7 protein-coding genes are annotated in these 8261 nt (G+C 32.0%); all 7 read left to right on the forward strand.

The features are described from left to right. The first annotated feature begins 254 nt into the window (after nt 1-254). On the forward strand, nt 255-626 hold the full coding sequence (locus TA89_RS03575) for a DUF5412 family protein (protein ID WP_040210905.1): 372 nt from the start codon (nt 255-257) through the stop codon (nt 624-626). A 491-nt stretch (nt 627-1117) separates the two neighbouring features. Continuing rightward, the gene (locus TA89_RS03580; protein ID WP_040210906.1) at nt 1118-3115 is read left to right on the forward strand and encodes a methyl-accepting chemotaxis protein; all 1998 of its coding nucleotides are present in this window, start codon (nt 1118-1120) and stop codon (nt 3113-3115) included. Between the two features lie 218 nt (nt 3116-3333). After that, nucleotides 3334-3909: a TetR/AcrR family transcriptional regulator gene (locus TA89_RS03585; protein WP_040210907.1), complete on the forward strand. Its 576-nt coding sequence runs from the start codon at nt 3334-3336 to the stop codon at nt 3907-3909. Between the two features lie 96 nt (nt 3910-4005). Further along, nucleotides 4006-5217: an iron-containing alcohol dehydrogenase gene (locus TA89_RS03590; protein ID WP_040210908.1), complete on the forward strand. Its 1212-nt coding sequence runs from the start codon at nt 4006-4008 to the stop codon at nt 5215-5217. 21 nt (nt 5218-5238) lie between these two features. Beyond that, nucleotides 5239-6609 carry an aldehyde dehydrogenase gene (locus TA89_RS03595; RefSeq protein WP_040210909.1) on the forward strand — a complete coding sequence of 457 codons (1371 nt, stop codon included), beginning with the start codon at nt 5239-5241 and terminating at the stop codon, nt 6607-6609. Between the two features lie 340 nt (nt 6610-6949). Beyond that, nucleotides 6950-7126, forward strand: coding sequence for a hypothetical protein (locus TA89_RS18185; RefSeq protein ID WP_156120025.1), 177 nt, complete (start codon nt 6950-6952; stop codon nt 7124-7126). 288 nt (nt 7127-7414) lie between these two features. Beyond that, nucleotides 7415-8261, forward strand: an 847-nt coding sequence (locus TA89_RS03600) for an HRDC domain-containing protein (protein WP_423219494.1), incomplete at its 3' end; no start/stop codon positions are given.

An 8261-nucleotide genomic window follows, 5' to 3' on the forward strand; every position in this document is an offset into this window, starting at 1 on the left:
ATAATTATTTAAACGCTAAGTAATCATTATAAACTTTCGTAAAAATATATTTATACAAAGAAGCCTGGATTAAATATAATCCAGGCTTCTTTGTATTTCATCCATTTAAAATAAGAGTACTTACATCTGACCATTAGTGGGAATATCCATCCATCTTTAACAGCGAAGTAATTGCGTTGATTTTTATTACATAAATTGGAGTTAATGTTATAATATTGGTATATAATGGATTTATTATAATGTGGAGGAATTTTATGAAAAAGCATAAAATAATTTTATTAGTAACTATAATTATTTTAACTATTTCAATAGGGGCTTTTTATATTATAAACAGATTATTTTATAATATGTCTAATTTACCTGAAGGAGAATATATAACTGAATCTACATCACCAAAGGGAACTTACACTGTTAAAACATATCTTTGCAATGGAGGAGCTACAGTATCCTATGCAGTTAGAGGGGAATTAATAGTAAACTCTCAAAGCAGTAAGCCAAAAAATATTTATTGGGATTATAAGATAGGCAGAGCGGAGATAAGTTGGGAAGATGACGATACAGCTATAATTAATGGACATAAAATAGACTTGCCTAAGGGGAAATATGACTGGAGAAAAAAGAAATAGAGAATTTAAATTAGAAAGAAGGAAAAAGCTAATGCTTGCTCCCTCTCTTATATCTAGACTATAGCTGGTTATTAAGGTAAGTATCAATGTGATAAGGTAAGGGCAAAGAAAATATTAAAGCGTATAGGAATTGCCGTCAATTTGTATTGAAGCTTTTTACATAATAGGATACATAAACTTTCAAGTAAAACTTAACTTTTATCATATCTACGGCTACACAATGGTAAGAAAGGATAAATTTATTCCAGTGTATTTTTAGTGTTCTTTTTTACTTTTCTAAAAGGAATTTGAATTATTCTGTAGAATATTGGTATATATATAAAAAAAAGGAGGATTAGTAAGAAATATCTTTATAAAATTTCATCTAAATATAAGAAAAACTATAGTTATTATTATAAGCGTAGTAAAAAGTATTCCATACATAAAAGTAGAATTAATTAGATAAGTTAATATTTTTTGCGACTTGACCATTGAGAAAGGAATGATATAATATGTCGCTGGGAATGAGGTTTAAAACCGCTTTAATAGTATCTTTAATAGTTATTATAAGTTTAAGTTCAATTTCTGTTACGGGATACTTATTTTCTAAAAAGTACATATTGGAAACAAATGATCATTTAATTGAAAAAACAGCAGAAGTCAGGTCTAATGAAGTTGAAAGCTTCATAAATGATGCTGTTACGAAAGTAGAAGGAATTGCTCTTTTAGAGGGCTTAGAAAACGTTTCTCCAGAGGAAGGAGTAAAAACTCTTTCTAAGGTATTTCCATTTTATAAAGATACTTTTGATAATATTTCTTTTGCAAATGGAGAGGGAACTCGCTGGAACTATAAAGGAGAAAAGGATAGCATAGCAGATAGAGCTTATTTTAAAGAGGCTATGTCTACAAAAAAACCATCTATATCTGATGTTCTTATATCAAATACCACAGGAAAGCTTTCTGTTGTGGTAGCTGCACCTATTCTAGATAGCTCAAACAATGCAAAGGGTATAGCTTACGCAACTCTCAGCTTGGCAAAACTTCAGGAAATCACAGAAAAATTAAAGTATGGAACAAGCGGATTTGGTTTTATATTTGATAAAAATGGCGTTTTGCTTTCTAATGGAAAGGATTCCAGCTCCATTGGTAAATTGAAGTTAAGCAGTGAAGAAAGCAGCAGTGAATTAAAAGGTGTTTGGGAAAACAGAGAGAAGAGCTCTGAAGAAAAACATATTAAATATAATTCCGGAGGGAAAACAGCAATTGCTATAGTTCATCCAATTTTAATAAATGGTAAAGATAACTGGTATTTTAGTTTGTCAGTTAATGAGGAAGAAACCCTTACAAATATTAATAAACTTAGCACAACTTTTATATTGATATCCTGTGGGTTTATTATAGCTGCTGTATTAGTTTCTATACTTTATAGCAGTAAAATTACCAACCCAATTACAAGGCTCAGTAATATTACTCAGTTCATTGCTGAAGGAGACTTAAGAGAAAAAAATATAATTGTAAATTCTAAAGACGAAATAGGGAAGCTTACAAATAGTATAATTTTAATGTCAAACAACTTAAGAAATATAGTAAAATCCATTATAGGTAAAGCCGAGCTTCTAGCTGCCTCCTCGGAAGAGCTTAGTGCCTCCACAGAAGAATTTGCAGCCTCAGCTCAAAGTGTGGCTTCAACCATTGTAAAAGTGCAGGGGGATAATTTAAACCAAAAGGATGAAATTCAGCAGTCTAGAGATGAAGTAGATGAAGGACTTGCATTAATTGATAATTTATCTGTCAGCATTAGAGAAATAATTGGTACTGTAGAAGAAAATGCTAATGTGGCAGAAAATGGACATGCAACTGTACAGGAAGCAATTAATCAAATGAATCAAATTTTAGATGCTTCAAAAGAACTTCAAAATTTCATAGAAAAGCTTGACGCTAAATCCAGTGAAATTGGAGCAATCACAAGTACAATTACCAGCATAGCAGCTCAGACAAACTTACTTGCACTAAATGCGGCTATAGAAGCGGCAAGAGCAGGGGAATCGGGAAAAGGGTTTTCGGTGGTTGCTGAAGAAGTCCGTAATTTAGCTGAGAAATCTCAGGAGTCTGCAGGACTTATAAGCAAGCTTATCAATGAAACTCAAAAGGATACTTCAAGTGCCGTAGATGAGATGACTAATTTTCTGGTGAAGATCAGTGCTGGTGCAGAAGTTGTAAGCAATGCCGGTGATATATTTAAGCGTATATCAAAGGAAATAAAGGAGTCTGCAGAAAATATGACGGGGATGACGGAGCTTCTTAACAGTGTTTCTGAGGGAAGTAAGAAAATTAATGAAGCTATATCACGTATAGAAATAGCCTCTTCAGCCACAACAGATAATGTAGAATCTATTTCAACTGACATAAAAGAACAAACGGAAAATACTGAAAATATAGCGGCTTCCGCTGAATCTCTTTCAAAATGGGCAGATGAATTAGTATCGATGGTTTCTAAATTTCAAGTTTAAAAAGTATAATATAAGAATTACATAAAGGTTTAGTGATAATTCCTTAAAACTAGATAAATAATTTAAGTACCTAATGAACTGACTCTGAGAATTTATAAAAATTTTCGGAGTCTGCCTTTTTGTCCCAGGAATTTTTACAGTTATTATTGACTATAAAAATTAATAGTAGTAGTATTAAATTATTAAGTCGGTCGGTCGAACGACAAAAGAGGTGCATAATGGGTAGAGAAGATAAAGAAAAGCAATTAAATGATACAAGGAAGAGCATACTTGAAGCAGCCAGCAAGTTAATGACTCAAAAAGGAGTAAAGGACACCAGCCTTGCAGATATATCTAAAGAAGTTGGAATAAGCAAAGGAACACTCTATTACTATTATTCCAGTAAAGATGATATCATATATGATATTACTGACATTCATCTGAAGCAAATGACAGAAGAGCTTTTGACATGGATTAAAAATATAAATGATGATGCCGATCCAAAGGAAATCCTGTTAGTAGTTTTTGAAAAAATACTAAGCGCTGAAACCAGAGGAAAGCTTCATTTATATTTAATTAGTGATGCGGTAATAGGCAACAATTATCTTAAAGAAAGATTTATAGAAAGATATAAAGAATGGAGAACTACCCTGGAAGACGGGACGAAAATGGTGCTTAAAGATAGAAAAGTAAATTATGAGGTATTGTCTCATATTATTTTAGCTGCCCTTGATGGTTTTACAATTCAGAGGATGCTTGGAATTGAAAATTTACCAATTAAGGATATTGCAGAACTTTTATCTGATGTAGAATAATTTTTTTTATAGAATATCGGTCGGTCGACCGGTTAATGATTTAATTTGAAATAAACATAGGATAGGGAGACTTATATTGGAAAGTGAGGTAATGCTATGTATAAGTTATATTGTAGAATTTATCAAAATGTTTTAAGGGGGGCTTCTTACTTTGCTCCATGGCGCAGGCCGGAGTTGGTAGAAGGTAAAAAAAGCTTAAATAAGCTTCCAAAGCTAATAAAGAACAAAGGGATTAACAGTGTTTTGATAGTAACTGATAAGGGGATTACATCCCTTGGATTAATGGATGGTCTGTTAAAAGGGCTGAAGGAAGTGAACATAGAATTTACTGTTTATGATAAAACTGTACCAAACCCAACAATAGATAATATCGAAGAGGCTGTAGAGATTTTTAGGGTCAAAAACTGTGAGGGTATCATTGCATTTGGAGGAGGTTCTTCCATGGATTGTGCAAAGGGGGTGGGAGCACGAATAGCTAGACCGGATAAGAGTATAGCCAGTATGAAGGGTATTATAAAGATTAGAAAAAATATTCCTCAGCTCTTTGCAGTTCCAACTACATCAGGAACAGGAAGCGAGGCGACAATTGCTGCTGTTATAACAGACAATAGAACTCATGAGAAATATGCAATCAATGATATGGCTTTAATCCCTCATTATGCAGTGCTTGATCCAATGATTACTGTCGGCTTGCCTCCTCATATAACCTCAACCACAGGAATGGATGCTCTAACCCATGCAGTGGAGGCCTATATAGGAAAAAGCAACACTGAGGAAACAAAAGAATTAAGTAAAAATGCTGTAAAACTAATTTTTGCAAATATATATGAAGCATATTCTAAGGGTGAAAACTTAGAAGCCCGGGAAAATATGCAAAAGGCATCATACTACGCTGGACTTTCCTTCACCCGTGCTTATGTTGGCTACGTACATGCTATTGCTCATTCCTTAGGCGGAGTTTACGGGATTCCACATGGACTTGCAAATGCCGTTATCCTGCCTTATGTACTGGAGTATTATGGGGATTCAGTGTATAAACCTCTGGCTGAACTATCTGACTTAGTTGGAATAGCAGATTTAAAGGATACAAGAGAAGAAAAGACAAAGAAGTTTATTCAGTCAATAAAAGACCTTAATAAAAAAATGGAGATTCCAACACAAATTAGTGGAATAAGAGAAAGTGATATTCCTTTGATGGTAGAACGTGCCTTTAAGGAAGCGAACCCGCTTTATCCCGTTCCAAGGATTCTATCAAAAAAGGATTTGTTAAATATATTCAACATGATTAAAGATCATGTTGAACAATAATTTGAATTGGGGGAATTCAATATGAATAATATTGAAGAAGTGATAGAAAAGCAAAGGTTGTACTTTGAAGAAGGTATAACAAAAGATGTAGACTTTCGTTTAGAAAAACTAAAAATATTAAAAAATGCGATAATTAAAAATGAGAAAGAGATAATGGAAGCTTTGAAAAAAGACTTGAATAAAGCACCCTTTGAGTCCTACGAAACAGAAATAGGACTTGTTTTGGAAGAATTAAGATATATTATAAAGCATCTTCCAAGCTGGATAAGATGTAAAAGAGTAAAGACACCAATAACACACTTTTTATCTAGAAGCTATACCTGTTCCGAGCCATATGGTGTAACACTTATTATGTCGCCATGGAACTATCCTTTTCAACTGGCTATGGTGCCTCTAATTGGATCTATAGCAGCAGGAAATTGTACTGTAATTAAGCCATCAGAGTATTCTTTTCACACTTCTGAAATTATTGAGAAGATTATAAGTAAGAATTTTAATGAAGAATATATTTCTGTGGTAAGAGGAGGAAGAGAAGCTAATAAAAACTTGCTTGAAGAAAAATTCGACTATATATTCTTTACAGGCAGTGTGCAGGTAGGAAGAATAGTAATGGAGGCAGCTTCAAAGCACCTTACCCCTGTAACCTTAGAGTTAGGTGGGAAATCTCCTTGTATAGTAGATGAAACTGCCAATATAGATTTAGCTGCAAAGAGAATTGTCTGGGGGAAGTTTTTAAATGCAGGTCAAACCTGTGTGGCTCCTGATTATTTAATGGTTAAAAGCACTGTAAAGGAAAAGCTTATTATTAAAATGAAAGAGTATATTAATGAGTTTTATGGTGCTGTTCCATGTAATAATCCGGAATACCCAAAGATTATCAATGATAAACATTTTAATCGTCTTATCAACTTATTAAAAGGCGAAAACATTGTTTTTGGAGGTGAATACAACGATAAAACCAATCAAATATCTCCAACAATATTAGACAATGTAACCTGGGATAGTGCTATCATGCAGGAGGAGATATTTGGTCCCATACTGCCGGTATTGGAATTTGAGAATCTAAAGGAAGTTATTTCAATAATAAATAAAAGACCAAAGCCACTAGCTCTTTATTGTTTTTCAAACAATAAAGAGAGTCAGAAAAATATTATTAATAGCATCTCTTTTGGTGGTGGATGCATAAATGATACTGTAGTACATTTAGCCACTTCATACATGCCTTTTGGGGGAGTTGGAGACAGCAGTATGGGCGGATATCATGGAAAGGCAAGCTTTGATACATTTTCACATAAGAAGGGTATTCTGAATAAATCTAATTTGATTGATATACCTCTCCGATATCCACCATTTAAAAATAATCTAAATCTACTAAAGAAAATTATGAGATAGATGTAGGTAAAGCAGGCGCAATGGTAGTGCCTGCTTTATTCTTTTGACCACTTACAATCAATACGTCAGCTAGTGACAAAGTTTTTCCAACATTGCTTTAATCTTGGACAACAAAGTGTTATAATAAAAAGTAAAAAATAGTAATTAAAGGGTTATATTACAAATGTATATGTGTTATCCATATGTGTAGTAGTAGACCTTTTTTTATAAAGGCATCAAATCTATCATATTTATATCGAGGAGGAATCATATTATTTACCTCAAAGTTAGGTTCAATAAGGTTAAAAAATGCTGATGAACTAAACATACATAATTTAATGAAAGAAGAGGCGATAAAAATATGAAAGAAAAGATATTTTTCTCAATATTAGGGTTGATGGCTACGACTATATTTGTTATTTTGAATAAAACTGGATTAAATCTCTTTAGTTCAGTTTTAATTGGATTTACAGTAGCATTTGTTGTATTGTTAATTGTTGTTATAATTACTAAAATTAATAAAAATAAAAAAGCTTAATTTCATTTTTAAGTTTTTATAATATGAAACTTATGTAAAATATGGTATAATCCACTTATATCATACATGAGGTGAGCGATAGAATGGGGTTATTTGACAAAATGAAAGAACCTGTCTTTCTCAAGGAAAGCAGTAATGTAGAAATTCAATTAGAACAACTTAGGAAATTGGAGCCCTTACTTAATGCAGAAGGAAAAAAAATTAATAAAACAAGATATAAAATATCTTGAATATGGAATTATAGGAGAAAAGAATATTACCTTTGAATTGAAGAATAGTCATATGCCTATGTATATTTTGCATGATATCTATCTTGAAGATGGAGATTTGAGCGCTCAGATAGATTATATTGTGTTTACAAAGAAGATTTGCTTTGTTATAGAATGTAAAAATCTCTATGGAGATATTGAAATAAATAGTGCTGGGGATTTTATTCGTACTATAGAAAATGGAGGCAAAAAGAAAAAAGAGGCTATTTATTCACCTATAACTCAAAATCAAAGGCATTTAGAATTAATGAAGAAAATTAAGCTGGATAAAAAGAATAATATAATCATGAAATATATGGCGGAAAGATACTTTGAAGATTTATATAAATCTGTAGTAGTTTTAGCTAATCCCAAGACTGTTCTAGATGAAAAGAGTGCAAGGAAAGAAATAAAAGAGAAAGTTATACGTGCTGATCAATTGGTTAAATATATAAAGGAAACCTATAAAAATTCTAAAGAAGCGGTTAGTTCAGAGGATAGAATGTTAACTTGGGCTCAATCTTATCTGAATTTACATAAGAATATTGAGAAAGATTATACTAAAAAGTATGATCAATATAAAATTAGTATATTAAAACCACAGAAGCCAGGTAAAGAAATACCAACTCCAAAATCAGAGATAAAAACTATAAAAATAGATGAAGGTACGTTGGAAGAAACAGATATTTTTAAAGAATTAAAGATTTACAGATTAAATAAGAGCCGTGAAGAAAAAATAAAACCTTACTTTTTATATAATGATAATCAATTAAAAGATTTAATTTCAAAAATGCCCAAAAGCAAGGAAGAACTTCTGAAAGTTGCAGGCTTTGGTGAGATTAAGACGAATAAGTATGGCGATGATATATTGAAAATTNTAAAGAAAT

The sequence above is a fragment of the Clostridium polynesiense genome, assembly GCF_000820705.1.
Lineage (GTDB): Bacteria > Bacillota > Clostridia > Clostridiales > Clostridiaceae > Clostridium_AA > Clostridium_AA polynesiense.

Coding starts and splice junctions, on each gene's coding strand:
- TA89_RS03595 (WP_040210909.1), top strand. CDS start 5,239: ATGAATAATATTGAAGAAGTGATAGAAAAGCAAAGGTTGTACTTTGAA.
- TA89_RS18185 (WP_156120025.1), top strand. CDS start 6,950: ATGAAAGAAAAGATATTTTTCTCAATATTAGGGTTGATGGCTACGACT.
- TA89_RS03590 (WP_040210908.1), top strand. CDS start 4,006: ATGTATAAGTTATATTGTAGAATTTATCAAAATGTTTTAAGGGGGGCT.
- TA89_RS03580 (WP_040210906.1), top strand. CDS start 1,118: ATGTCGCTGGGAATGAGGTTTAAAACCGCTTTAATAGTATCTTTAATA.
- TA89_RS03575 (WP_040210905.1), top strand. CDS start 255: ATGAAAAAGCATAAAATAATTTTATTAGTAACTATAATTATTTTAACT.
- TA89_RS03585 (WP_040210907.1), top strand. CDS start 3,334: ATGGGTAGAGAAGATAAAGAAAAGCAATTAAATGATACAAGGAAGAGC.